Consider the following 26,005-nt stretch of genomic DNA (forward strand, 5'->3'; position numbering starts at 1 on the left):
GTGTCGATTTTAATGTGCATAACTGATTGTTTTTTGATTGATGATTTTAATTGATGATTTCTGAGGTTACGCTTTCGCGAAAGCGTATTACTTCAAATTCTCTTCTTCTTTTAACTCAGAAACAGTTTTTTCCTCATTTATGACTGTTTTCTTTATAAACTCTATAGTGATAGGGTATTTGTAAATTTCTCCGGTTGAAGCCTTCACAGCTGCTGATATTACACAGATAATTTCTGCCAAGAAAAATCCTATAAGTAAAATACCTAGGATTACAACTATTGTAAAAATTCCTCCTAACTCCTTTAATTCTGAAAAGTGATCTATATGTCCATTAACAAATAGTTGAGCTTCCGAGCTTTCAAAGGCTAAAAATTGATACAGAAAAAAAGGCAGGCTCAACAATACAATCGCTATCGTATATAGTAAAATGCTTAGTTGAAAGTTTATGGCTCCCCTGCCATGCTCATCTATAAATGAAGAATCTCGTTTTTGAGCACTCCATATTATGAGCGGAGCTATAAAGTTTCCAAAAGGGAAAAAATATTTAGAAAAGGTCGATAGGTGAATAAACGTGCCTACATTTTTTTGATGTGTGGGTATACTAGTTTTCATAGAGTGTTATTGTCTTATGCAAATATATGTCTAAAAAAAGGTACTTTGTTACGCATAGTACTAAAAATTAACAATAATTTAAGATAATGATATGTGCGCATAGTATTGATATTTATCTTATTTTTGATCTAAATACAATCCTATGTCGTTCCCTTCTCCAAGTAAATTCAATACTTTCACGATGTTTAAGCTGCCATCTGCATGGCTTACAGGGGTGCGAGTAAAATCGTTATCACCAGAGTCTTGTTCAACTACGGTAAAACATAAATGGATTAATCAAAATCCATTTAAAAGTATGTTTTGGGCCGTACAAGGGATGGCGGCAGAGCTAGCAACTGGAGCTTTAGTTATTGCACACATTCAAAAAAGTGGTAAGAAAATCTCTATGTTGGTTGCAAATAACAACGCCACTTTTACAAAAAAGGCAACTGGAAGAATCACTTTTGTATGTCAAGATGGTGAAGCAATTAAAGAGGCTATAGATAAAGCTGTGGCTACTGGAGATGGTCAAACATGCTGGATGAAAGCAACAGGTACAAATGAAGATGGCGTTCAGGTTTCCGAGTTTAATTTTGAATGGACTATTCTTCTTAAGAAGCCTCGATAGGGTGTACACTTTTAATAATTTATTGTAGTTCACGTTAAGCAATTTGCTTAGATAGTTTTTACCTTTGGTAAACAAATCTAACAGTTATCTAGATGTACATTTAGCTGTTTAAAGCATTTACCATGAACTATATTCTCTTTGACGGCAACGTACGCAATCAATTACTACCTTTTACTTATACTAGACCGGTCACAGATTTGCGTGTGGGAATTATGACCATACGTGAGAAATGGGAGTTCTTACTAGGCTCTACTACATCTACGGTTACAGAAGAATATCTCTCAGAAAAGTGGCCTATGGTAGAATTAGAAGAGAATGTGATGATCAACTCTTCATATTTGCCTTCAAAAAATCTTGCAAATATTGTAAAGGGGATTTCTGGAAAACAAGCTTTTTTTGATGGTGACGAAGTGATTGCCTTTTCAGTCACAGAAGGAGAAGAGGTTAATTTTGATGCGTATGAATGTATTCAATACAACGCACCAGATGTTTTACGAATCGAGCATACTTGGGACATATTTGCAAAAAATGGTGAGGCTATTGCTAGAGATTTTGAAATGATAACAGAAGGTAGGGAGTCTGAGCCTGTACCAGAAACAACAATGGTGCTCAATGATGGTCAAATTTTTATTGAGAAAGGAGCAAAACTACCATTGTGTTCTCTTAATGCAGAAGCTGGTCCTATCTACATCGGTAAAGATGCGGAAATTATGGAAGGTTCTATGATAAGAGGTCCATTTGCATTGTGTGATCATGCAACAGTTAAAATGGCGGCAAAAATCTACAGTGGTACAACTATAGGTCCTCATTGTAAAGTAGGGGGTGAGGTGAATAATGTGGTATTCATGGGGTATTCTAGTAAGGGTCATGACGGTTTCTTAGGCAATAGTGTACTAGGTGAGTGGTGCAATATAGGTGCAGATTCTAATAACTCAAACCTGAAAAATAATTATGCTTCGGTAAAATTATGGGATTATGAAACGGGAAGATTTGCAAACACTGGATTACAGTTTTGTGGTCTGATGATGGGAGATCACTCAAAATGTGGTATCAATACGATGTTTAATACTGGAACCGTAGTGGGCGTTGCTTCAAATATTTTTGGTAGCGGTTTCCCTCGTAACTTTGTTCCATCTTTTTCTTGGGGAGGTGCAAGTGGTTTTGTGACCCACAAAACTAATAAGGCCTATGAGACTGCAAAGATTGCGATGGCCAGACGTGATATAGAACTCTCCGAAGAAGATGAAGCAATTCTCAATCATGTTTATGAAGAGACAAAGCAGTATCGTAGGGATTAAACAAATATCAATTATGAAGGTTTATTTATTGAATTATACATAACTAACAGCATATGGAAACGGTAACCCCTTTTGAGTGGAAAAGAATATTCTTAGGAACGGAAAACGAGGCTTTATTCTTATTAGAAATTGGGTTTAGAGTTACCTTTATCTATTTATTTGCCGTCTTGGTCATGCGATTATTGGGAAAGCGTGGAAATAGAAGCCTTTCCATGTTTGAAAATGTTCTAATTATAGCCCTTGGTTCTGCTATAGGGGATACCATGTTTTACCCAAAAGTTCCTTTAATCTTTGCCTGCATCGTTATTGTGCTCATTGTAGCCATGTCTAGATATCTTCAGTATTTACAGATTAATTACAGAAATGTAAATACATTTCTTGATGGTAAGCCTACAACACTTATTAAAAAAGGAGAAATATTAGAGCAAGGATTAAAAGACTCACGAATTAGGAAAGAAGAGTTGTATGGGATGCTAAGAGAACATGCCATAAGAGATTTAGGGGATGTTGAGTATGCGATACTAGAGCGTACGGGGAAATTGAGTATTTTCACTTATAAGGTTGAAAATCCGACTACAAAATTCAATTTAATCGACGAAGTAATTAAAGATGAAGAATAGGATATGGGTTATGCTTTTAGAAATTCTATAGAATAGTAATCAATAAAATACTGATAAAAGCTAATCCAATCCCAATCCAATTTTTTGTAATAAGACGCTCTTTAAAAAGTAATATACCCAGAAGTGTGCTTACCATTACAATAGCCACATTATTTATAGTGAATAGCGTGGAGCTGTCAAATTCTGGTTGGCGCAAGGCTTGGACTAGCATATATATTGAAAAATAGTTTGGGATACCAAGACAAATTCCTGCAAAAATATTTTTGAATTCAAAATTGAATTTTTTTGTAAGCATTTGATAAATGACGATGCATAGACCAACAATAGCAGCAGCGCCAAATATAGTTGCGCTAAATATCGGTACATCACTCTTGCTTACGTAAGCTTCCTCAATAAACTTTATACTGGTTTCTATAGTGCCGCTTCCAATGAAAACTAAAATAGGAAAGATGAGATTTTCTTTCTTTATGCTAATTCCATCTTTTGTTTTAGTTGACGTGAGATACACAGCTATAAGAGCCAAGACAATTCCTATAATCTTATATATTCCTAATGCTTCTCGATAATAGAAAACACCAAATAATATTGGGACAACAACACTCATTTTTGTCGCAACAGACACTACGGATAAGCCACTACGCTGTGTCGTTATTGCCATTAAATTAAACACTATAATAAACAAAACACCGAGACTGATGGAAGGATAAAACCAAGACTGTTCATGAACGGCGCTTATTTCTGTAGATCCTTCATAAAGTAACATACCACAAGAAAAAGCAACAAAGTAATTTACAATAATGGCTTGAAGCGTATTGACCTCATACTTTGCAAATAATTTGAAAACGACAAATATTAAACTTGAGGCGGCTATGCTTAATGCTAGATAATAGATCAATGAGAACTGTTTTTGTAAATATTTAAAATATCTCCCTTAATTGATTCACTGCTCAATCTTACAAAATCAGAAGAGCGCTTAGGAGCTTTGGTGCCGTTCTTAAAATGAGATTGACCTACAAATACGCGTGCTTCATCCCAAAGATTTGAGTCAATAAACCGCTGTAAAGTCTGGGCGCCCCCTTCTATAATTACAGATTGTAATTCTTCTTTAAAAAGCAGCTCGCAAATTTTCTCAGGATCAGACTCTGATAAGACAATTGTTTTTGCGCTTGAGTCAAATATTGCAAGATCTTTTGAGAGTGTTCCTTTTGTGTCTATGACAATTCGCACTGGGGAATTTCCTTCCCAATCACGAGTAGTTAAACTTGGATTATCTGCAAGTACAGTTTTACCTCCTACGAGAATCCCCATTTCTTCGGCTCGCCATTTGTGCACGAGTTGTCTTGAGTACGTATTTGTAATCCAGACTGGGTTTTGAGCATCTCTAGTTTCAGGGGCAATAAAACCATCTATTGTTTCTGCCCATTTTAAAATGATATAGGGACGGTTTAATTTGTGGAAAGTGAAGAAACGTTTGTTGAGTTCATAGCATTCCGCTTCTAAAACACCTACAGTAACATCGATACCGGCTTGGATTAGTTTTTTTATTCCATTGCCAGCTACTTTGGCAAAAGGGTCAAGTGTTCCAACAACAACTTTTTTTATACCAGAATCAATTACAAGATCTGCACACGGAGGTGTTTTTCCATAATGACTGCAAGGCTCTAAAGAAACATATAAGGTAGACTTTTCAATTTTTTCAGGATGGTTCGCTTTCGCGAAAGCGATACAATTCACCTCTGCATGTGATCCACCATAGGCAGTTGTATACCCTTCTGCAATAATGGTGTCACCGTAAACAAGAACAGCACCCACAGATGGATTAGGCATCGCTTCTGGAAGGCCATTTTTTGCCAATTCTAAACAGCGTTTTATATAGGTGTTGTGTATCTTCACACCGCAAAAATAAACCTTTAAAAAGGATGAGCAAACCTATCATTAGACCCATTAAAAAAGAAGATAATTCTCAAGTAGCAGCCGTAGTGCGTAAGGTACTTATGGACTTAGGTGCTCCTAAAGTAGGTACTGCTTATGCAGACAAAGCACTGGACACCATGTATGAGCACTATAAACAACCTAAGGCAGCCTATTTTGTAGTGGAGGCAGATGGGAGAATATTAGGTTGTGCTGGGATTGCGCAGCTTGATAATTATGATGGGAATGTATGTGAGCTGCAAAAAATGTATTTTTTAGAAGAAGTTCGTGGCACTGGATTGGGAAAAGAAATGATGGATGTGTGTCTTCAAAAGGCGCGTGAATTTGGCTTTGACCAATGTTACTTGGAAACCATGCCTTATATGGAAGCTGCTCAAAAATTGTATAAACGCACGGGCTTTATATATATTGACGAACCGCTGGGAGATACTGGTCACTTTTCATGTCCCGTACATATGCTTATAGACTTATGAGCATAGATGATTTTAGAAATCTTTTTAGAAACACACTTTCAGGCATATCAGAGCCAGAGGAAATCGAGAATCTATGTTTTATAGCATTAGAATATGTGCTTAATAAGACTAGGGTAGAAATATCGCTTTCGCGAAAATGTGAGCTCTCAACAAAAGAAGAACAAGCATTAAAGGAGGTTCTTAATCGGCTAGAACAAAGCGAGCCTATTCAATACATCATAGGAAGTACAGAGTTTTATGGATTGAAATTTCTAGTAAATCCAGCAACTTTAATCCCAAGACCAGAAACTGAAGAATTGGTAGCGTGGGTTTTAGAATCAATTAGAGAGAATGTAAAGTCTAAAACGAACATTTTAGATATCGGTACGGGATCTGGCTGTATCGCTATTGCCATTGCAGCTCACGATAAAACAGCTAATGTTAGTGCTGTCGATATTTCTAAAGATGCACTAATGACAGCCAGAGAGAATGCACTTACAAATAATGTTGAGGTTGATTTTACTCACAAAGACATTCTTAAAGCAACAAAGCTTGATAGGGTATATGATATTTTTGTAAGCAATCCGCCATACATAAGAGCGCTTGAAAAAGCCGAAATGCGCGATAATGTTCTATTGAATGAACCAGATAGTGCGCTCTTTGTCCCTGATGACGACCCTTTAATTTTTTACAGGAAGATAGCACAGCTTGCTTATAAAAATTTAGCCAAAGATGGAATTTTATTTTTTGAAATAAACGAATATTTAGGTGCTGAAATGCTCTATCTTTTAAAAGAAATAGGATTCAACAATCTTGTGTTGAAAAAAGATATCTTTGGGAAAGAACGTATGATCAAAGCGAAGCGCTAGACAAAAATTAAAACCTATATAACTATGACTATACATTCAATTTGTGTTTACTGTGGGAGTAGTCCCGGGAATGATCCAGGTATTATTGAACAAGCAAGGTTACTAGGGCAAACACTGGCAAATGAAAAAATAACCTTAGTTTATGGCGCGGCTAAAATTGGTGTAATGGGAGCCGTGGCAGATGGAGCTTTAAGCAATGACGGTAGAGTGGTGGGAGTGATTCCAGAATTTTTAAAAATTAAAGAAGTAGTACATAATGGTTTATCTGAGCTTATAGTAAATGAAACTATGCACGAGCGTAAAATGAAGTTGCAAGAGCTTTCTGATGGTTTTATAACGCTACCTGGAGGATTTGGCACTATGGAAGAGCTCTTTGAAGTACTTACCTGGAGCCAGCTAGCTTTACATCAAAAACCAGTAGGTATGCTCAATGTAAATGGTTTTTATGATGATTTACTTTCTGCACTTAAAAATATGGTAGATAAAGGATTTCTGAAACAAGAAAATCTTGATATACTATTGGTAGACACAACTATCGAAGGGCTATTGCATAAAATGAAAAATTTCAAACCAATGGCGATGCCAAAATGGTTAAAAGCATCACTTGTAGAAAAAAAGTAGTTTATCATTTAGATTTTTATATGACTATTCAAGATCAAATACTCACCCTCCGTAGGGAGCTAAGAAAGCATAACGAAAATTATTATTTGCTAGATGCCCCTACCATATCAGATTTTGAATTTGATAAAAAGCTGGAACAACTAAAGCAATTAGAAAAAAAATACCCAGAATACAATGATATTAACTCTCCAACACATCAAGTAGGAGGCGCTATTACTAAAAACTTTAAAACCATTGTACATACACGACGTATGTATACTTTGGAAAATACATACTTAAAAAATGAACTGCAAGATTGGGTAGGTCAGATAAGCTCAACTCTCTCAGATAAGGTTAGCTTTTGTTGCGAGCCTAAATATGATGGTATCTCAATAAGTTTAACCTATAAACATGGCAATCTGTGGAGAGCAATAACCAGAGGCGACGGTTTACAAGGTGATGATGTAACAGCACACATAAGTAATATTAAAACAATTCCTTTAAAATTAATAGGTAATTACCCTCAAAAATTTGATATAAGGGGAGAAATTGTAATGCCTAAAGTTGATTTTGAAATTTTAAATAAGAAAAGAAAAGATAGAGGTGAAAGTGAATATAACTCGTCTCAAAGTGCGGCAAGCGCCTCCTTAAAGTTTGAGAATATTCATGAAATGTCTTGTAAAAATTTAATTTTTTTACCTTATTCAATTGTCGGCAAGGACTTAACAATAAACACCCATTCAGAAAGTATCTATATGGCAAAAACTTGGGGATTTAAGGTGTCTAATTTAATTAGTGAGGTCTCAAGCTTTGATGCAATTGTAAATTGTATCAATGACACATCAATTGAGCGTCAAAAACTGCCCTATGATATAGATGGAATTGTAATTAAGGTGAATCATTTAACACATCAGAAAGAATTAGGTTTTACAGAAAATGCCCCAAAGTGGGCAGTAGCATTTAAATTTGAAAGTTCGGATTTTTCTTTAAAAGAAAATGAATGGAGTTTCAAAAACTGGCTAAATGGTGTTTGGGGAGCCTAAAACCTAGCGCTACTAGTAATTAAACCAAAAAATTATAACTATTTGGTTTTTTATCTTGAATTGAAAAAAGCTAACTGATTCCTCCAAAAAAAAGATTTAGTCCATTAAATTTAGCATAACATATTTAGATTATTAATATGAACGTTAAAGATCAAATTCAGACACTTCGCAAAGAGTTACAAACTCATAATCATAGTTATTATGTATTAGACACCCCCACCATTTCAGATTTTGAATTTGACAAAAAACTTGAGCAACTACAGAGATTAGAGAAACAGCATCCAGAATTTGACGATCTTAATTCGCCCACTCATAGAGTAGGTGGAGGAGTGACAAAAAACTTTGAAACAATAGTTCATGATCATCGTATGTATTCTTTAGATAATTCATATTCAAAAGAAGATTTGCTTGATTGGGAGATTCGTGTAAAAAAAATGATTGACGGTGAAGTAAATTATAGTTGCGAGCTCAAGTATGACGGAGCCTCAATAAGCCTTACATATGAAAATGGAATTCTTTTAAGAGCAGTTACTCGAGGCGATGGTTTACAGGGTGATAATGTGACAACTAATATTAAAACCATCAAGTCAGTTCCTTTAAAATTAAAAGGCGCTTATCCAAATAAATTTGACATTAGAGGAGAGATAGTTTTGCCTTGGGAAGGATTTAATGCGATGAACAAAGATCGCGAGGCATTAGGTTTGGAGTTATATCGCAATCCAAGGAATACAGCAAGTGGTTCCTTAAAGCTTCAAGACAGTGCTGAAGTTGCAAAGAGGCCATTGCAGTGTTTGTTATATAATATTACGGGTAATAATTTAGGTATTACTACACAGATGGAAAGCCTAGAAAAAGCTAGAGAATGGGGTTTTAGGGTTCCTAAAGCAGCAAAATTGGCAAAGAATATTGATGAGGTTTTAGAGTTTATTAATCATTGGAATGAGGCCCGTCATGAGCTGCCTTACGAAACAGATGGAGTAGTTATAAAGGTTAACAATTTACAGCAACAAGAAGAGTTAGGTTATACTGCAAAAGCCCCAAGATGGGCTATGGCTTATAAGTTTAAAGCAGAACAAGTAACCACACGCTTGCGCGAAATTACGTATCAAGTAGGTCGTACTGGGGCCATTACACCCGTTGCAAATCTCTATCCTGTAGAACTTGCTGGAACAACAGTAAAAAGAGCAAGTTTGCATAATGCAGATCAAATTGAAAAACTTGATATACGCGTAGGAGATGAGGTTTTTGTCGAGAAAGGAGGAGAGATTATTCCTAAAATCATAGCAGTAGACCTTACGCAAAGGCCAGAGACATCAGAGCCCACTACATATATAACAAATTGTCCAGAATGTGATACAGAGCTCATTCGTAAAGAAGGAGAAGCGCAACACTATTGTCCTAATGATGAAGGATGTCCACCACAAATCATAGGTAGAATACAACACTATATCTCGCGTAAAGCAATGGATATAGATGGTTTAGGAGGAGAAACAGTTGCTTTGCTTGTTAAGGAGGGGCTTATTTCCAATTATGCAGATTTATATGTGCTTACGGTAGAGGAATTATTGCCCTTAGAAAGAATGGCCCAAAAAAGTGCAGAAAATCTAGTTCATGGTGTAAAAGCTTCTACACAAATCCCGTTTGAAAAAGTATTGTTCGGGCTAGGTATACGTTATGTGGGAGAGACAGTTGCAAAAAAGCTCGCAAAACATTACAAAAATATTACCTCTATCATGGAAGCTACAGTTCTTGAACTTATAACAGTAGACGAAATTGGAGAGAAAATAGCAGAAAGTGTAGTGTTGTTTTTTAGTAAGCCGGCTAGTATTGTTCTTGTAGAAAGATTACGATCATATGGAGTACAGCTAGAAATTGCACCAGAAAAGCTAGCAGGGAAGTCTGAAATTCTAGCAGGTAAGACATTTGTCGTTTCTGGTGTTTTTGATATGCCAAGGCCAGAGCTTAAAAAGCTTATTGAAGATAATGGGGGTAAAGTTTCTAGTGCGATTTCTAGTAAAACAACTTATCTTATTGCAGGTGATAAAATGGGTCCTAGTAAGCTTCAGAAAGCAAAAAAAATAGATGTTACCATAATTAGTGAACAAGATTTTTTAGATTTGGTTTATCGATAGATCAAAACATACTCACGGGAGAATCTATAGAACTGCGGCTGTTGCTGTTACTGGAGGCATTGTGTTACTCGCTCTAACCGCTCCTGATTATTACCAGTTTCTCTTATACCCATTCTATGCTTTATTTTTAATGCTATATTATTATAAAGCGACTGGAAAGCTTAATATTCTACTCTTCATTATGCTCTTTTTTGCTATGGTAGCAGAAGTGCTCTTTCAGTATAATTATTATAAATTTATTGAGATTGTTTCTATATCTGCATTAATCTTATTTATATGTATGATATACTTATTAAAGCCTATCATTCATTTTAACTCAAGAAGTTTTGCAAAACATAATCTCACAGAATTAACAATAGGTTTTCTTATAGTAGCCGGTTTACTTATGTATTGTCTTTATGTAATCATTCCTTCAATACCAAATTTATTTCTTTTTCTTCCAGCAGTTATAGGGTTTGTAACGGTTCTTGTAATTTTATATGGTGTACCGCAGTTTAATAACAATCCATCAAATTTACTTCTTACCGGTGTTGCTAGTGCACTACTTGTTGAAATGTTAGTAGCATTTGCCTATGAATTCATATTAGATTTAGACTTTTTTCTTGTAGTAGCTATATTATTTGGTGCGGCGGCAAAGATTTTTTTTACCATGTTCCTCATTCGTATGAAAGATGTAGGTTACCAAGATCATTTTTACTTTTAAAAGCTCGCTTTCGCGAAAGCGTGATAGAATTATATCAATTTTTTAAAACAAAATTTAAAATCTACTAAGCAATTTTTTATGCAAAAATCAATGAATTTTATTAGATTGTAAATCCCTAAATTATTTTTATGAAATTCCTTATTTACTTTATTTTATGTTTTATTTGCTTAGTCATAAGTGAGATTTCAATCTTCAGGAACGATTTTGTTATACACAACTCTACTAGAATTTTATTTAAAATTTTATTGTTGATGTTTTTTTTTAAATACAAACCCGTTAAAATTTCTACACGTTATTATCTATTTATCTTCATCATTTTTTTATCAGATATAATTTCTTTTTTCGCTTATTTTGATGATTTTGATTGGGGCTATAGCTTAGCTGCTTTTTCTTTTATCACCTATATTATTTTACTCTCTGATTGCTGGGGGCAATTCAAATTAGGAAGATTTAATGTAATTGCATTTTCATATACGCTCATATTGGTACTTAATGCTGTACTAATGATTTTTCAGCTAAAAGTCCTGTATAGCTCTATGGATACAAATAATTTACTATTTGCGGGTCAAGTTATATACCATGTAACTTTATTAAGCACTGTAGGCATCTCTGTAGCTTATTATTTAAACTCTTATTCTCACAAATCTATGCTATTTTTAATGGGGAGTTTGCTTTTCATTTGTGCAGATATATTGGCAGGGGCTCATTATTTCTATGGTATTGGGAATTTTATTTTGGCTTTTAGTAGTTTAATGGCGGCTAGTGGTTATTTTTTCTTCTTTAACTATTTTCATGTAAAAGAAGAGTCTTTACTCACAGAAGCTGAAATAATAGCGGATATTGAGGGTAAGAAAAAAACTAAACGTCCAGTATAAGACTAGAGTTTGTAACGTTCTTTGCGTCATCCAGAATAAAATCTATTCTCCCTAGATTAATCCCACCCCAACCTACTTGATTAATTAGCACAGATTGACCGTCTTTATTTTTTACTACTGTCGGCTTTTCTAAAAAGGTATGCGTATGTCCTCCTATAATGAGGTCAATCCCAGAAGTCTTTTTTGCTAGGGTCATGTCTGAAATTATAGTTTCATCCTTATAGCTGTATCCTAAATGAGATAGGCAAATAACGAGGTCGCAGTGTCCCTCATTTCTAAGTGTGTTTACAGTGTCGGTAGTTATTTCTACAGGGTCTAAATAAACGGTTTCTTTGTACATTTTTTTGTTAACTAAACCATCTAATTGCAACCCGATTCCAAAAACACCTATTCGTACCTCGTCTTTTATATATATGCTATAAGGATTTGTTAGTCCATCCATAATCGTATTCTTGAAGTCATAGTTGGCACTCAGTAGTTTGAACTTAGCATTAGGAACTTGAGCAGCCAGCCCACCTATGCCATTATCAAAATCATGATTCCCAATAGTGGCGGCGTCATACCCCATCATAGACATTAATTTGAATTCTAATTCTCCTCCATAAAAATTAAAATACGGAGTGCCTTGAAACATATCTCCAGCATCTAGTAGTAGGACATTAGGTTCTTGTTTTCTAATGTTTTCAATAATAGTTGACCGTCTTGAGACACCTCCCAGATTTGCATATTTTGAATCATTAGACGGAAAAGGCTCAATGTGACTGTGCACATCGTTTGTGTGTAGAATGGTAATATGTTTTTTAGTGCCTATGGAAAAAGCACTTGAAGTGAGCCCTCCTAAACTTAAAAAACTTCCTGCAGCGGCTGTTTGTTTTAAAAAATGTCTACGTATCATTTTGAGTCCTTTGTAAATCTGTTATCTGTAGTAGGAGCAATCGTGTCTTTTTTCTTAAAATAGTCTATAAGAACATTACGTATTTTATAGTCTAAAGAAAGTATACTTATTGGGTTTGAAAAGAAAGTCATATTGTCTCCTCCATTTTTTAAATAATCGCTAGTGGCTATAAAGTAAGTTTCATTTTCGACGATATTTCTTCCTTGAATTTGAGCTTTTTTTATACTCCCGTCACCGTTGAGTTCAAATTGTATCCCGCTTAATGGGTGTGCTACACCCTGCTTAAGGTATTTAAACATTTCATTTAATTGTTTTCCGCTAAGTTCTACAACGACCACTTCATTTTCGAATGGCATTAATTCGTAGGCAGTTCTTGTGGTTACTGGTCCTTTATTCAAAGCAGATCTAATTCCACCATAATTAAGAAGTACAGCATCAAAAGGGTATCCAGCTCGCTTTTGAAAAACGGGATTTGCTATTTCATAAATAGCGTCTGCCATCATATTGCCTACAGCCGTATTGTATTTACTATCTTTTTTTGAGTAGGATGCAGGTGCATAGGCTAAAATGCTATCCATTTCAAGTTGAATTGCATTTTTATATGGTTTTATAAAATCACTGAGTTCTTGATTTTTCGAAACACTATTGTTTACAGAAATAACTTCACTTTTAATTCTTTCAGGGCGGTATGATTTATTGTTAGTGCAGGAGATAGTTGTTGTACATATAACAATAGTTATTATCGTCGTTAAAAGTGAATTTCTACTTACTATTTGCATCTGTATGGAGGTAAATTTTTGGCTACATTTGTTTCAAAGTAAAGTTAATGTTTTTAAATAGCTTAAAGGTAACGTCCATTGCTAGAAAAATAGATAAACATTTAAGAGATCGGAAGTTCGAATCTTTTAAAAAAGAACCTGTGGCTATATGTATTTTACAATGTGATGCTAAAGCTTTTAAATCTGAATTTATAAGTGATTTAAAGAAAGCAATTACTAATAACCCATCTTTAGAGGTAGATGTTATTTCCTATGTAGAAGAACTTCCAAAAGATGATAATGGGAAACAGGCACTATTTTCTGATAAAGATATAGGGTGGAATGGGGTTCTTAAATCTGATGTTTTAAAAGATTTTTCGCAAAAGCGATATGATATCTTAATTAATTATTATGATGGCGAGAGAATTTCTTTGCAACTTCTTTCAGCAGCCTCACAGGCTTATTTCAAGGTGGGTATTTCGATGAATAACCAACAGCTCAATGACCTTATCATTCAAACAGGTATAGGAAAAGAACAAGATTTTATAAGAGAATTAAAAAAATATTTAAAGATTATCAAATAATGCAATTATTAAGAGGATTAGGGGTTGCGCTTGTCACGCCGTTTAATGAGGATTTGTCTATAGATTTCAGTGGTCTTACAAAGTTACTTGAGTATAACATTTCTAATGGAACAGATTATTTTGTAGTGATGGGCACCACAGCAGAAAGTGCGACACTTACCGCTGTAGAGAAAAGAGAAGTGCTTGATCATGTGATTAGAATAAATAATGGTCGTTTGCCTATTGTGTTAGGAATAGGTGGTAATCATACAACAGCAGTTGTAAGAGAAATCGAGGAGACAAATCTAGATGGAGTAACGGCTATTTTGTCTGTCTCTCCTTGTTATAATAAGCCAACTCAAGAAGGGATTTATCAACATTTTTCCGCTATAGCAAAAGTGAGTCCATTGCCAGTGATTTTGTATAATGTGCCTGGGAGAACCGCTAGTAATATGCTTCCTACTACCGTAGCAAGATTGGCCCGTGATTTTAAAAATATTGTAGGTGTTAAGGAAGCCATAGACGACATGGCTCAGGTCTTAAAACTTCTACATGATGTACCTGAAGGCTTTATAGTCCTTTCTGGAGATGATGCACTGGCACCTTCATTAATTTCAGCTGGTGGCCAGGGTGTGATTTCTGTAATAGGTCAAGGTCTTCCTAAAGCTTTTGGCGATGTAATTTCTGGTGTTCGCAATGGAGATGAAAGAAATGCATACAAGGAGCATTTGCAGTTGCTTGAAGTGATAGATCTTATCTTTGAAGAAGGCAATCCAGCTGGTATAAAAGCTTTACTTTCTCATTTAGAGATTTGTAAACCCTATGTGAGACTTCCACTTGTTGTAGCTACAGATGATCTTACTCATAGAATAAGCTCGTTTATGAAAGATTTATAATGCGATTAAACTTCCATACTAATAATTAATCCAAGTGGTATACACTAATTTAAGGCTTTAGGATTAAACGGTTATGATATATCGATGATTTTATGTAATTTTGCCTGCTGTTTTAGACCCTTATGAAGAATCTTTTTTTACTCTTTATTGCAATCATATTTTTGAGCTCCTGTTCTCCGTACCAAGATGTTCTTAAAAACGATGATATTGCTGCAAAATATTCATTTGCAGACTCCTTGTATAAACAAGGTAAATATAAAAAATCACTTAAGCTTTGGGAACAAATTGAACCTCTTTACAGAGGAAGGCCACAAGCAGAACGCGTATCTTTTTTATATGCAGATTCTTATTACCAAATAGGTGATTACTATCTGTCTGGGTATCAATTTGAACGTTTTACAAAAGCATTTCCAGAAAGTACTAAGAGAGAGGAAGCAGCTTTTAAAAGTGCAAAGAGTTATTACAAAAGATCTCCTAGGTATGATTTAGATCAGGGTGATACCTTTGTGGCTACAGAAAAACTACAAAATTTCATTAATGCCTACCCAGATTCTGAGAGGCTTACTGATGCAAATGAGATGGCTCAAGAACTTAGAGATAAGATTGAGTATAAAGCCTATAAAATTGCTAAAGGATATAATAAAATAGGTGCCAGTAGAGGTACTTTTCCTAATGCCATAAAGGCTTTTGATAATTTCTTGCAAGATTATCCAGGCTCTAAATATAGAGAAGATGCGTTATTCTGGAAATTCGACTCCGCATACCAATTAGGTTTAGGAAGTGTTCAACGATTAAAAGAAGAACGATTGCAGGCTGCAAAAAACGCTTACCTTGTACTAGAAAAATACTTTCCTCAAGGTAAATATGCAGAGGAAGCTGCAGAGCGATTAGAAATAATTAATAGGGAGCTACAAGATAGCTGAGAAGAATTAAATTAAAGAAGAATATTATGAATATTAAGGACATTGATGCCCCTTTAAGCACCACAACTATAGATAAAAATCTTGTAGATGCACCTACAGATAATATCTATGAAGCAATATCAATTATTGCTAAGCGTGCGTCTCAAATTAACACTGAGATTAAAAAAGAGCTTTCAGAAAAATTGGATGAATTTGCTACTTTCAACGATAGCCTTGAGGAAATTTTTGAAAATAAAGAACAAATCGAAGTTTCTAAGTTCTACGAACGTTTGCCTAAAGCACATGCGCTTGCAGTGCAAGAGTGGTTAGAAAATCGAATTTACCACAGAGATCCTTCGGTAACGGAGGAAGAAAGTAAGGCATAAGTCGATGTCGATTTTAAGCGGTAAACATATCCTATTAGGAGTCACCGCTGGCATAGCTGCATATAAAAGCGCCAGTCTTGTGAGGTCACTCATAAAGGCTGGCGCTTCTGTACGTGTAGTGATGACAGAAGCAGCAAAAGATTTTGTTACACCTCTTACATTAAGTACGCTTTCGCGAAATGAAGTACACTCCTCATTTACAAAGAAAGAAGATGTTAATGCTATGTGGACTAATCATGTAGAGCTTGGCCTTTGGGCAGACCTAATGATTATTGCCCCCGCAACTGCCAATACCTTATCTAAAATGGCTAATGGAGCAAGTGATAATTTGTTACTTGCCACCTATCTAAGTGCAAAGTGTCCAGTATATTTTGCCCCTGCTATGGATTTAGATATGTATAAACACCCATCTTCTGAAGCTTCCTTTTTGAAATTACAATCTTATGGTAATATCATGATTCCTGCAACTAGTGGGGAGCTTGCCTCTGGTCTTATAGGCAAAGGACGTATGGCAGAGCCAGATGATATTGTGACGTTTATCGAAAGCGATGTGCTTTCAAAATTACCTCTTAAAGGGAAAAGAGTATTGATCACTGCAGGCCCCACCTATGAAGCGATAGACCCTGTAAGGTTTATTGGAAATCACAGTAGTGGTATGATGGGGTGTAAACTGGCATTACAAGCAGCCGCATTAGGAGCAGAGGTAGACCTTATTCTTGGTCCTAGCAACATCAAAGTAGATCATAGTCTTATTAATGTACACAATGTTGTTTCTGGCGACGAGATGTATGAGGCAGCACATACTGTTTTTAAAAACTGTGATATTGTTATTGCAGCTGCTGCAGTAGCAGATTATAAGCCAGTAAATGTTGCTCCTGAAAAAATAAAAAAGGACGATAAGAATATACATATAGAACTTACTAAAACTAAAGACATACTCTCATCTTTAGGCGCTATAAAAGAGAAGCAGTACATTTTAGGTTTTGCACTTGAAACAGAAAATGAGGTTGATAATGCTACGAAGAAGCTCCATAAGAAAAATTTAGATGCAATAGTTTTAAATTCTTTAAATGATAAAGGAGCAGGTTTTAAGACCAAAACGAATAAAATTACGTTTATAGAGAAAAATGGTTCTGTTACTACTTATGATCTTAAAAGTAAAGCAGAAGTAGCAATTGATATTTTTGAAAAAATAACAGCACAAGTAGTATGAAAATTTTTACGATAGTTTTTGTTTTTCTTGTTTCTACAATTAGCATTGGACAAGAACTTAATGCGGTAGTGATAATTAATGCTGAACAAACCGCAAAGGCAGATTTACAAGTGTTTAAAACATTAGAGAGAGCGCTTACAGAGTTTGTTAACAATACTAAGTGGACAGATAGGGTCTACAAGCAGCAAGAAAAAATCGATTGCTCTTTTAATATAATTGTAACAGAGCTGGATGGGAATAGTTTTCGCGCCAGCGTGCAAGTAGGGGCCTCTCGACCTGTATATGGGTCTAATTATTTTACACCTACACTTAACTTTAATGATAAGCAATTTGATTTTAACTATACAGAATTTCAGCCTTTAGTTTTCAATCCTAATGTATATGAGTCAAATCTTGTTTCCGTGATGGCATTTTATGCTTATACAATTATAGGTATTGATGCTAGCACTTTTAAATTAGGTGATGGAGATTCTTTTTTTGAGGAGGCTAAACAAATTATAACAACCGCACAGCCTAGTTCAGAAACGGGATGGAATCCACAAGATGGGGCGCAGTCAAGATATAGACTCAATGAAGATTTGTTGTCACCTAATTTTAGAGAATTTAATGGTGTCATGTATAATTACCATCGCAACGGTCTAGATGTAATGGTTCAAGATAAGAAACGTAGCAAGCAAAAAATAGCAACAACCATTGTTCAGTTAGAGACAATGTATAGAAAGCGTCCAAATAATTTTTTAACGCGTGTATTTTTTGATACTAAAGCAGACGAGATTGCTTCTATGTTCTCTGGAGGCCCACAAGTAAGTATTACAGATCTTGTAGAAACACTCAATACGATAGCCCCAACAAAGTCTCAATATTGGAAGACGATTACTTTCTAAAGATTTACAAAAGCAAATTGTAATTTAAAATTACTTATAAGTTCTATATTTTGTAATTTTATTTTACAAGTTTAACCTCTTAATTAAAACTCATTTGCTTCAATCATTATCAATTAAAAATTATGCACTGATTGAAAAAGTGCAGCTAGACTTTAAAGAGGGTTTTACCGTAATAACTGGTGAGACAGGAGCGGGAAAATCCATTCTACTTGGTGCATTAGGATTGATTACAGGTAAAAGAGCAGATAGCTCTAGCGCTGGTGTAGCAAGTGAAAAATGTATCGTAGAAGGGGTGTTTGCCGTAAAGGATTATAATCTGGAGTACTTTTTTAAAAGAAATGATCTCGATTACGAAGTACAAACTATCATACGCCGCGAGTTATTACCCTCTGGTAAAAGTCGTGCATTCATAAATGATACTCCCGTCACTTTATCTCAATTAGCTTCACTTGGAGCGCTATTGGTTGATATTCACAGCCAGCACAAAACTCTGGAAGTGGTGGAGAACGAATTTCAGTTTAATATTCTTGACACCTATTCTGAGAATATTGATTTATTAGATGAGTATAGAACGTACTTTAAAGCATTTAAGAAAGCACAAAGTGACCTGAAAGTTTTAAAGGAAAAACAAGCAAAAGCACAACAGGAGTTTGATTATAAATCATTCTTGTATGCAGAGCTTGATGAAGCTCAGCTCACTGAGGGAGAGTATAAACTATTAGAAGACGAGCTAGATACGCTAAGTAATGCAGATAAGATTATGCAGCAATTAGTAGAGGCTATTCAAAAAATTGGACTTGAAGAGGCTGGAGCTATTGATCAATTAACCCAATCCAGAGCGGCACTGTCTAAGCTTACTAATTATGGATCTCAGTATAAAGAGTTATATAATCGAGTGCATAGTGTATTGATAGAGTTAGAAGATGTTTCTAGTACTCTTTCTGATCTGTCAGAGACAGTAGATGCAGATCCACTAACTCTTGAGCGTCATAATAATAGACTGCAGTTGTTGCACTCGTTAATGAAAAAGCATCAAGTGGACTCTTTAGAACAACTTATCGAAATAAAAGACAGTTTGGATATCTTCTTGCAAGAAGTTGAAGGGGCAGATGGTACTGCTCATACACTAGAGCAGAAAATAGAAAAAGAAAAGTCTAGTGCACTTGCTATTGCAGCACAATTAAATAAGAAGAGGAAAAATTCTATACCAAATCTTATAGCTCATGTAGAGCAAATACTTGGGGCTTTAGGGATGCCTAACGCTCAACTCAAAATAGAACTTACAGAAAAGGAGGTGTTAGATTTATCTGGGGATGTGGACCTAGAATTTCTATTTTCGGCAAATAAAGGGAGTGAGCTTAAACCTTTAGGGAAGGCAGCTTCTGGAGGAGAATTATCAAGAGTAATGCTAGCGCTCAAATCTGTATTGAGTAATCACAAACAACTTCCAACGCTTATTTTTGATGAGATAGATACGGGTGTAAGCGGTGACATTGCTGTAAAAATGGGTAATATTTTGAAGCAGATGGGACAAACTATGCAGCTTATAAGTATTACACATTTACCTCAGATAGCTGGACAAGGAAACGCCCATTTTAAAGTATTTAAGAAAGATGTTTCAGATAAAACACAGACTTTCATAGAACCTCTAGACAAGGAAGAGCGCATTAAGGAGATTGCAGGAATGCTAGGTGGAGGTAATACTGAAAGTAGCGCTGCTATTGAGCACGCAAAAAACCTTTTAAACTAATTATTTTTAAATAGAAACTACGATATTTACACTCTAAATTATAGCCAATGGCTATGTAAGTGTTTAGAAATATTAACCTAACTACAAAACTATCAACCATATTATGAGTTATAACTTACTAAAAGGCAAACGCGGAATTATATTTGGAGCATTGGATTCAAATTCTATAGCTTGGAAAACCGCAGAACGTGTACACGAAGAAGGAGGTAAATTTGTACTTACAAATGCTCCTATTGCAATGCGTATGGGTCAGATTAATGAGCTTGCAGAAAAAACAAGCTCAGAAATTATTCCAGCAGATGCAACATCTCTGGAAGATCTTGAAAATCTGATTGAAAAAGCTCAAGAAATTTTAGGTGGTAAATTAGATTTCGTTCTGCACTCTATTGGAATGTCAGTAAATGTGCGTAAAGGTAGAGCCTACACAGATCAAAAGTATGACTGGACACAAAAAGGAACAGACGTCTCTGCTACCTCTTTTCATAAAGTAATGCAAACGTTGTATCAAAAAGATGCAATGAACGAGTGGGGAAGTATCGTTGCCCTTACGTATATGGCAGCTCAACGAGTTTTTCCTGACTATAATGATATGGCAGATAATAAAGCTTTGTTAGAATCTATAGCACGTAGTTTTGGATACTTTTACGGCAAAGAAAAAAATGTTCGCGTAAATACAATTTCTCAATCTCCTACACCTACAACCGCAGGTCAGGGAGTAAAAGGATTTGATGGTTTCCTTGCTTATGCAGATAAAATGAGCCCATTAGGAAATGCAACAGCACAAGATTGTGCAGACTATACAATTACTTTATTTTCAGATCTTACAAAACGAGTTACAATGCAAAACCTTTACAATGATGGAGGCTTTAGCAATACAGGAGTAAGTAATGAAGTGATGGATTCTTTTATGAAAGCTGAAGGGCACTCATAAGATATACGCTTTCGCGAAAGCGAACTTATAATATTTAAACCACTGTAGTTATTTCTTCAGTGGTTTTTTATTGTAGGTGCAAACCATAAAACTTAGCTTTGTTCTAATGCAACGATCTTATTCATTTATCATTCCAGTTTACAATCGTCCTGATGAAATAGCAGAGTTGCTCGCTAGTTTTGCTTTACAGGAAGGTGTCATCCCTTTTGAAATTGTTATTATTGAAGATGGTTCTACAGTTCCTTGTCTTTCTGAGGTAGAAAAGTTTCCAGACTTAGATATAAGTTATTTCTCTAAAGGGAACTCAGGGCCAGGGAGTTCAAGAAATTATGGAATGCGTAAAGCAAAGGGTACTTACTTTATCATTTTGGATTCAGACTGTATTTTGCCTAGCACTTATGTCGCAAATATGCATAGTGAGCTAGAGGGAAATTATGTAGATTTTTTTGGAGGACCTGATGCTGCACACCCGGATTTTTCACATTTACAAAAAGCAATAAGCTATAGTATGACCTCTTTTCTTACCACTGGAGGCATAAGAGGAGGGAGTGAAGATGCCGGTAAATTCCAGCCGCGTAGCTTCAACATGGGCTTATCTAAACAGGCCTTTGAAATAAGCGGCGGTTTTGGAGATATTCATCCTGGTGAAGATCCAGACCTTGTCTTACGACTTTGGAAACAAGGTTTTGAAAGTAGATTAATCAAGAAAGCTTACGTATATCATAAAAGGCGTATATCTTGGAAGAAATTCTATACCCAAGTTCATAAATTTGGTCTTGTAAGACCTATTTTAAATAGCTGGCATCCTATGTCAAAAAAGACGACTTATTGGTTTCCCTCTCTATTTATTATTGGGTTAGCAGCTGCACTTATCATTTTGCCTTTTACGATCTCTTTATTGTGTCTTTATGTGGTTTACTTCATTATACTTGGATTACATTCTACACTGTTAAATAAAAATTTGACTATAGGAGTAATGAGTGTATTTGCAACACTTATTCAATTTTATGGCTACGGAACGGGCTTTTTGTCTTCTTCAGTTGAGATTAATTGGAGAGGTAAGCTTCCTAAAAAGCGATATCCTCATCTTTTTTTTAAGTAAATTAGATATAAAAATAAGTTTATGTCGATTTTAAAAAAGATCAAAATTAATAGCACTACAGCAAGAGAGTTTATATTCTTTTTATTGCTCACAACATTAGTGGCGGGCTTAATTAAATTATCAAAAACTTATACGACTAATTATGAACTGGCGCTTGATATCGTAGACCTGCCTTTAGAAAAATCTATCCGTTATATATCTCCAGAAGTGATCAATGTAAATGCAAGTCATACAGGTTTTGCCATGTTGCGCAATAGTGTAAGTGGATCAGAGATTAAAGTTTCTTTTTCCTCTATGAAGAAAACGGGAGATGGAGCATATACTTATGTGGTGAATGATCATGTAGAAGATTTACGAAACGCCCTACATGGAAATATAGATGTTACCAGTACAAAACCAACAGAGATTATTGTTGTTGTAGATTCTATGGCTAGTAAGAGGGTTGAAATTACAGCCGATGTAGATGTCAATTATGCACCAGGTTATGGCGCTACAGAGAAACTGTTGATTTCTCCAGACTCTGTGACAATAGTAGGGCCGAGTGCACTATTGAAAACCATAAATGAAGTGCAAACACAGAAGTATAGTGTGGAAGATGTAAGTAGTTCCATACATGAAGAATTAATTTTAGAAAAACCAGATAGTACAGAAATTTTAAAATATAGTATTAGCAAAGTAGTCATCGATCAGGATGTAAACCGTTTTACAGAAGGAACGGTAACTGTTCCCATTCAAGTAATAAATAACGTAGGAGGTAAATTAAAAATATTACCTAAAACGGTGCAAATCATTTATACTGTGCAGTTAGATGATTTTGATGAGGTTTCTTCTTCTGACTTTCTTGTGTCTTGTGTATATGATAAAAAATCTACGACTGATAATTATTTACCTTTAACTATTAGTAGAATGCCTAAAAATATCTCTTCAGTAAGGCTAGTAGATAAACAAGTACAGTTTATTTTAATAGACTAATTATATGAAGATTGTGGGACTCACAGGCGGAATAGGTAGTGGTAAGACCACCATTGCTAACTTTTTTAGTGAGCTAGGGGTTCCTATCTACACCGCAGATAAAGCAGCCAAAAATCTTATGGTTGAAAATGCTCAGTTAGTAAAAGAAATAAAAAAATTACTAGGTGAGGAGGCATACATAAAAAATGAGCTCAATAGAAAATGGATTGCTAATAAGGTTTTTAATAATAAAGAATTATTAGCAGCCCTCAACAATCTGGTACATCCCGCTGTAGTAGTTGACTTCAAAAACTGGTTGTCTGCACAAGACACACCTTATGTGATTAAGGAAGCTGCGATTCTTTTTGAAAATGGTGGATATAAAAATTGTGATTACCTTATTCTAGTAAAAGCACCGCAATCTTTGCGAATAGATCGAGTTATGAAAAGAGACAAAAGTAGCAAGGATGAAGTACTGTCCAGAATGAATATGCAATGGTCTGATAATCGAAAAGAAGCGCTCTCAGATGCTGCTATAGAGAATATTAATCTTGATTTAGCTCGACAATGCGTGGTTCGTCTTCATAAGCATATTGTAAAGCGCATAAGTTCAGGGTGGTAGGGGCTTTTTGACAGCTTGTTAACATTTGGTTAAACTGAAAAGAATGCAAATGTTAAAATCTTACTTTTGAGTAGTGAATAAAAAATTGTTTTACTCTTTAATTGTACTGATGAGTCTATCCCTCATCGGGATCATTTTTGTGCAGGGCTACTGGATTTCTAGTAGCGTTGATGCAAAGCGGGAGCAATTTAGTTTTAACGCGAGGCAGTCACTTGCTGCCACAATAGATCAAATAGAAAATAGAGAACTAGAGGATTATTATTACCCTATTCAAAAGCTAGCAGATAGCATCGGTATGTCAGATGATATCAGTTTTGATGAATATTTTTTCATAAATGAAGATCTCGTAAATAACGAACTCACATTATATAAAAACGGAATTCTCCAAGAAGATTTTAAGCTTACAGCTCCAGGATATGTATCAGAGCAAGGGGATAGCATTCAATTCAAAAGATATACCCAAAGGAAAACTACACAAATTTTAAAGAAAAATGCAATCGATGGAAATCAGGAGTCTACTTCTAACAGAATCCAAGAGTTTTCTAGACTTATAGATTTTGAAAAGAAACGTTTTGCAGAGATAGCTTATGAAATTACAAAGGATATACCTATACATAAGCGGTTAACTTCAGAGGAAATAAGAAGAATTCTAACTATAGAACTTGTAGAACGTAATGTAGAGACAGACTTTGACTTTGGAGTTTATAGCAACGGTCTTTTAACTAAAGTACATTCAGAAAATTTTAAATATAGTAAGGATGCCCCCTCATATGTAGAACAATTGTTTTCGTATGATAAAGATGTAAGTGATTATACCTTATATGTTCAATTTCCAGGAGAAAAAAGATTTGTCATTTCTTCAATAATTGGAATGGCCGTCCTGTCTATAATTTTTACGCTTATTATTGTAATCGCATATTCTAGTGCATTGCATCAGCTTAATAAACAGCGTCAGATATCAGAAATAAAAACTGATTTTATTAATAACATGACGCATGAATTTAAAACACCTATAGCTACTATAAATCTTGCATTAGATGCTTTAAAAAACCCAAAAATATCATCCTTTCCAGAAAAAGTATCTTACTACCATGGTCTTATACGAGAGGAAAATAAGAGGATGCATGCACAGGTAGAAAATGTATTGCGCATATCAAAACTTGAAAAAAACGAACTGGATATTCAAAAAGAGCGACTTGATATGAACGAACTGGTTGAAGATGCCATCAATCACATATCACTTATTGTTGAAGATAGAAATGGATATGTGAATATGCACTTAAACGCTGATCGTACCTCCGTGCTCGCAAATGAGTCGCATTTTACAAATGTGCTCGTCAACATTTTGGACAATGCTGTTAAATATACATCAGAAGAACGTTCTTTAGGTATAGATGTATATACAGAGAACGTAAAAGACCTTATTATAGTAAAAATAAGCGATAAAGGAGATGGCATGTCAAAGGCGGTTCAGAAAAAAGTTTTTGAAAAATTCTATCGTGAGCATACCGGAGACATACATAATGTAAAGGGACATGGGCTAGGTCTTGCCTATGCAAAACGTATCGTAGATGACCATCAAGGGGAAATTTACGTTGAAAGCGAACTAGGAAAAGGAAGCACATTTATAATTAAATTACCACTAATATCATAATATATGGAAACTGAAAACAAAAAGATTTTACTAGTAGAAGACGATCCAAACTTTGGTACAGTTCTTAAAGACTATTTAATGATGAATGACTATGATGTTACTCATGCAAAAAATGGTATGGAAGGATTTGAAAAATTCAAGAAAGACGATTATGATTTATGTATTCTTGATGTAATGATGCCTTACAAAGATGGATTTACACTAGCAAAAGAGATACGTGATAAAAACGAAGATGTTCCTATCATCTTTTTAACTGCAAAGGCACTTAAAGAAGATGTTCTTAAGGGGTATAAAGTTGGGGCTGATGATTATCTAAATAAGCCTTTCGATAGTGAAGTGCTTTTGATGAAAATTAAAGCAATAATACAGCGTAAAGCAGTAGATTCTGTTGCCGATAGCAAGCAGTTTGAATTCAATATTGGAAACTTCCACTTAAATTCTAAACTTCGTTTTCTAACTTTTAAAGAGGAGGAGCCTATAAAATTATCTCCTAAAGAAAATGAACTGTTACGCATGTTAGCATTACATGAAAATGATTTAATGCCTCGTGAACTAGCACTCACTAAGATATGGAGAGACGATAACTATTTTACCTCTAGAAGTATGGATGTATACATAGCAAAACTTCGTAAGTATCTTAAGGTAGATGATTCTGTTGAAATTCTTAACATTCACGGAGAAGGTTTCCGTCTTGTAGTTAAGAAAGAAGAATAATAAAAATACTATAAGATATTGGTGTATAAAACGTACCGCTA

28 protein-coding genes are annotated in these 26,005 nt (G+C 35.0%); 23 read left to right on the forward strand and 5 right to left on the reverse strand.

Annotated elements, in window-relative coordinates; all coding sequences use genetic code 11:
- Positions 1-87: 87 nt before the first annotated feature.
- Complete coding sequence (locus tag OD90_RS11960) at positions 88-612, reverse strand: DUF4870 domain-containing protein (RefSeq protein WP_144669395.1); 525 nt, start codon at positions 610-612, stop codon at positions 88-90.
- Between the two features lie 142 nt (positions 613-754).
- Between OD90_RS11960 and OD90_RS11965 the strand changes: the two genes are divergently transcribed.
- The 3 genes from OD90_RS11965 (at position 755) to OD90_RS11975 (ending at position 3,137) form a co-directional block, all read left to right on the forward strand.
- On the forward strand, positions 755-1,219 hold the full coding sequence (locus OD90_RS11965; RefSeq protein WP_144669396.1) for a DUF4442 domain-containing protein: 465 nt from the start codon (positions 755-757) through the stop codon (positions 1,217-1,219).
- A 122-nt stretch (positions 1,220-1,341) separates the two neighbouring features.
- Entirely contained in the window at positions 1,342-2,517 is a 1,176-nt protein-coding gene (locus tag OD90_RS11970; protein WP_144669397.1) for a GlmU family protein, read from the forward strand.
- A 53-nt stretch (positions 2,518-2,570) separates the two neighbouring features.
- Positions 2,571-3,137 carry a DUF421 domain-containing protein gene (locus tag OD90_RS11975; RefSeq protein ID WP_144669398.1) on the forward strand — a complete coding sequence of 189 codons (567 nt, stop codon included), beginning with the start codon at positions 2,571-2,573 and terminating at the stop codon, positions 3,135-3,137.
- A gap of 25 nt (positions 3,138-3,162) precedes the next feature.
- Here OD90_RS11975 and OD90_RS11980 read toward each other — a convergent pair whose 3' ends face one another.
- Both OD90_RS11980 and ribD read right to left on the reverse strand, forming a co-directional pair.
- Positions 3,163-4,029, reverse strand: a complete 867-nt coding sequence (locus tag OD90_RS11980) for an EamA family transporter (RefSeq protein WP_144669706.1) — start codon at positions 4,027-4,029, stop codon at positions 3,163-3,165.
- Positions 4,029-5,030 (reverse strand): bifunctional diaminohydroxyphosphoribosylaminopyrimidine deaminase/5-amino-6-(5-phosphoribosylamino)uracil reductase RibD, encoded by a 1,002-nt coding sequence (gene ribD, locus OD90_RS11985; protein WP_144669399.1) that lies wholly within the window; start codon positions 5,028-5,030, stop codon positions 4,029-4,031. The genes OD90_RS11980 and ribD overlap by 1 nt, the downstream gene beginning before the upstream one ends.
- Before the next feature lie 26 nt (positions 5,031-5,056).
- Between ribD and OD90_RS11990 the strand changes: the two genes are divergently transcribed.
- From OD90_RS11990 to OD90_RS12020, 7 genes are all read left to right on the forward strand, one after another.
- A complete protein-coding gene (locus OD90_RS11990; protein ID WP_144669400.1) occupies positions 5,057-5,542 on the forward strand; it encodes a GNAT family N-acetyltransferase in 486 nt (161 codons plus the stop codon).
- Positions 5,539-6,390 (forward strand): peptide chain release factor N(5)-glutamine methyltransferase, encoded by an 852-nt coding sequence (prmC, locus tag OD90_RS11995; RefSeq protein WP_144669401.1) that lies wholly within the window; start codon positions 5,539-5,541, stop codon positions 6,388-6,390. Before OD90_RS11990 ends, prmC begins: the two co-directional genes overlap by 4 nt.
- Positions 6,391-6,414: 24 nt before the next feature.
- A complete protein-coding gene (locus OD90_RS12000) occupies positions 6,415-7,011 on the forward strand; it encodes a TIGR00730 family Rossman fold protein (RefSeq protein ID WP_144669402.1) in 597 nt (198 codons plus the stop codon).
- A gap of 20 nt (positions 7,012-7,031) precedes the next feature.
- Positions 7,032-8,033 carry a DNA ligase LigA-related protein gene (locus OD90_RS12005; RefSeq protein WP_186434760.1) on the forward strand — a complete coding sequence of 334 codons (1,002 nt, stop codon included), beginning with the start codon at positions 7,032-7,034 and terminating at the stop codon, positions 8,031-8,033.
- 137 nt (positions 8,034-8,170) lie between these two features.
- Entirely contained in the window at positions 8,171-10,165 is a 1,995-nt protein-coding gene (gene ligA, locus OD90_RS12010) for an NAD-dependent DNA ligase LigA (RefSeq protein WP_144669404.1), read from the forward strand.
- 130 nt (positions 10,166-10,295) lie between these two features.
- On the forward strand, positions 10,296-10,868 hold the full coding sequence (locus OD90_RS12015; protein ID WP_144669405.1) for a hypothetical protein: 573 nt from the start codon (positions 10,296-10,298) through the stop codon (positions 10,866-10,868).
- A 251-nt stretch (positions 10,869-11,119) separates the two neighbouring features.
- Positions 11,120-11,743 carry a hypothetical protein gene (locus OD90_RS12020; RefSeq protein WP_144669406.1) on the forward strand — a complete coding sequence of 208 codons (624 nt, stop codon included), beginning with the start codon at positions 11,120-11,122 and terminating at the stop codon, positions 11,741-11,743.
- Here OD90_RS12020 and OD90_RS12025 read toward each other — a convergent pair.
- A complete protein-coding gene (locus OD90_RS12025; RefSeq protein WP_144669407.1) occupies positions 11,727-12,638 on the reverse strand; it encodes a bifunctional metallophosphatase/5'-nucleotidase in 912 nt (303 codons plus the stop codon). The genes OD90_RS12020 and OD90_RS12025 overlap by 17 nt on opposite strands.
- On the reverse strand, positions 12,635-13,216 hold the full coding sequence (locus OD90_RS12030) for a 5'-nucleotidase C-terminal domain-containing protein (RefSeq protein WP_261374509.1): 582 nt from the start codon (positions 13,214-13,216) through the stop codon (positions 12,635-12,637). Before OD90_RS12030 ends, OD90_RS12025 begins: the two co-directional genes overlap by 4 nt.
- 248 nt (positions 13,217-13,464) lie before the next feature.
- Here OD90_RS12030 and OD90_RS12035 point away from each other — a divergent pair, with 248 nt between their 5' ends.
- From OD90_RS12035 to OD90_RS12095, 13 genes are all read left to right on the forward strand, one after another.
- Positions 13,465-13,980, forward strand: a complete 516-nt coding sequence (locus tag OD90_RS12035) for a DUF6913 domain-containing protein (RefSeq protein WP_144669409.1) — start codon at positions 13,465-13,467, stop codon at positions 13,978-13,980.
- A complete protein-coding gene (gene dapA / locus OD90_RS12040; RefSeq protein WP_144669410.1) occupies positions 13,980-14,855 on the forward strand; it encodes a 4-hydroxy-tetrahydrodipicolinate synthase in 876 nt (291 codons plus the stop codon). The genes OD90_RS12035 and dapA overlap by 1 nt, the downstream gene beginning before the upstream one ends.
- Before the next feature lie 122 nt (positions 14,856-14,977).
- Positions 14,978-15,778: an outer membrane protein assembly factor BamD gene (locus tag OD90_RS12045; protein WP_144669411.1), complete on the forward strand. Its 801-nt coding sequence runs from the start codon at positions 14,978-14,980 to the stop codon at positions 15,776-15,778.
- Positions 15,779-15,804: 26 nt separating this feature from the next.
- A complete protein-coding gene (locus OD90_RS12050) occupies positions 15,805-16,143 on the forward strand; it encodes a DNA-directed RNA polymerase subunit omega (protein WP_144669412.1) in 339 nt (112 codons plus the stop codon).
- 4 nt (positions 16,144-16,147) lie between these two features.
- Complete coding sequence (gene coaBC, locus OD90_RS12055) at positions 16,148-17,356, forward strand: bifunctional phosphopantothenoylcysteine decarboxylase/phosphopantothenate--cysteine ligase CoaBC (RefSeq protein WP_144669413.1); 1,209 nt, start codon at positions 16,148-16,150, stop codon at positions 17,354-17,356.
- Positions 17,353-18,240 carry a DUF4835 family protein gene (locus OD90_RS12060; RefSeq protein ID WP_144669414.1) on the forward strand — a complete coding sequence of 296 codons (888 nt, stop codon included), beginning with the start codon at positions 17,353-17,355 and terminating at the stop codon, positions 18,238-18,240. Before coaBC ends, OD90_RS12060 begins: the two co-directional genes overlap by 4 nt.
- A gap of 94 nt (positions 18,241-18,334) precedes the next feature.
- Complete coding sequence (recN, locus tag OD90_RS12065; RefSeq protein ID WP_144669415.1) at positions 18,335-19,990, forward strand: DNA repair protein RecN; 1,656 nt, start codon at positions 18,335-18,337, stop codon at positions 19,988-19,990.
- 103 nt (positions 19,991-20,093) lie between these two features.
- Positions 20,094-20,921, forward strand: coding sequence for an enoyl-ACP reductase (locus OD90_RS12070; protein ID WP_144669416.1), 828 nt, complete (start codon positions 20,094-20,096; stop codon positions 20,919-20,921).
- Between the two features lie 106 nt (positions 20,922-21,027).
- The gene (locus OD90_RS12075; protein ID WP_144669417.1) at positions 21,028-22,023 is read left to right on the forward strand and encodes a glycosyltransferase; all 996 of its coding nucleotides are present in this window, start codon (positions 21,028-21,030) and stop codon (positions 22,021-22,023) included.
- Between the two features lie 21 nt (positions 22,024-22,044).
- Positions 22,045-22,995 (forward strand): hypothetical protein, encoded by a 951-nt coding sequence (locus OD90_RS12080; RefSeq protein ID WP_144669418.1) that lies wholly within the window; start codon positions 22,045-22,047, stop codon positions 22,993-22,995.
- Between the two features lie 4 nt (positions 22,996-22,999).
- Positions 23,000-23,596: a dephospho-CoA kinase gene (coaE, locus tag OD90_RS12085; protein ID WP_144669419.1), complete on the forward strand. Its 597-nt coding sequence runs from the start codon at positions 23,000-23,002 to the stop codon at positions 23,594-23,596.
- A gap of 109 nt (positions 23,597-23,705) precedes the next feature.
- Positions 23,706-25,250: a sensor histidine kinase gene (locus OD90_RS12090; protein ID WP_261374510.1), complete on the forward strand. Its 1,545-nt coding sequence runs from the start codon at positions 23,706-23,708 to the stop codon at positions 25,248-25,250.
- A 3-nt stretch (positions 25,251-25,253) separates the two neighbouring features.
- The gene (locus tag OD90_RS12095) at positions 25,254-25,964 is read left to right on the forward strand and encodes a response regulator transcription factor (RefSeq protein ID WP_144669421.1); all 711 of its coding nucleotides are present in this window, start codon (positions 25,254-25,256) and stop codon (positions 25,962-25,964) included.
- Positions 25,965-26,005: the final 41 nt, after the last annotated feature.

This window comes from Dokdonia sp. Hel_I_53, from assembly GCF_007827465.1.
GTDB lineage: Bacteria > Bacteroidota > Bacteroidia > Flavobacteriales > Flavobacteriaceae > Dokdonia.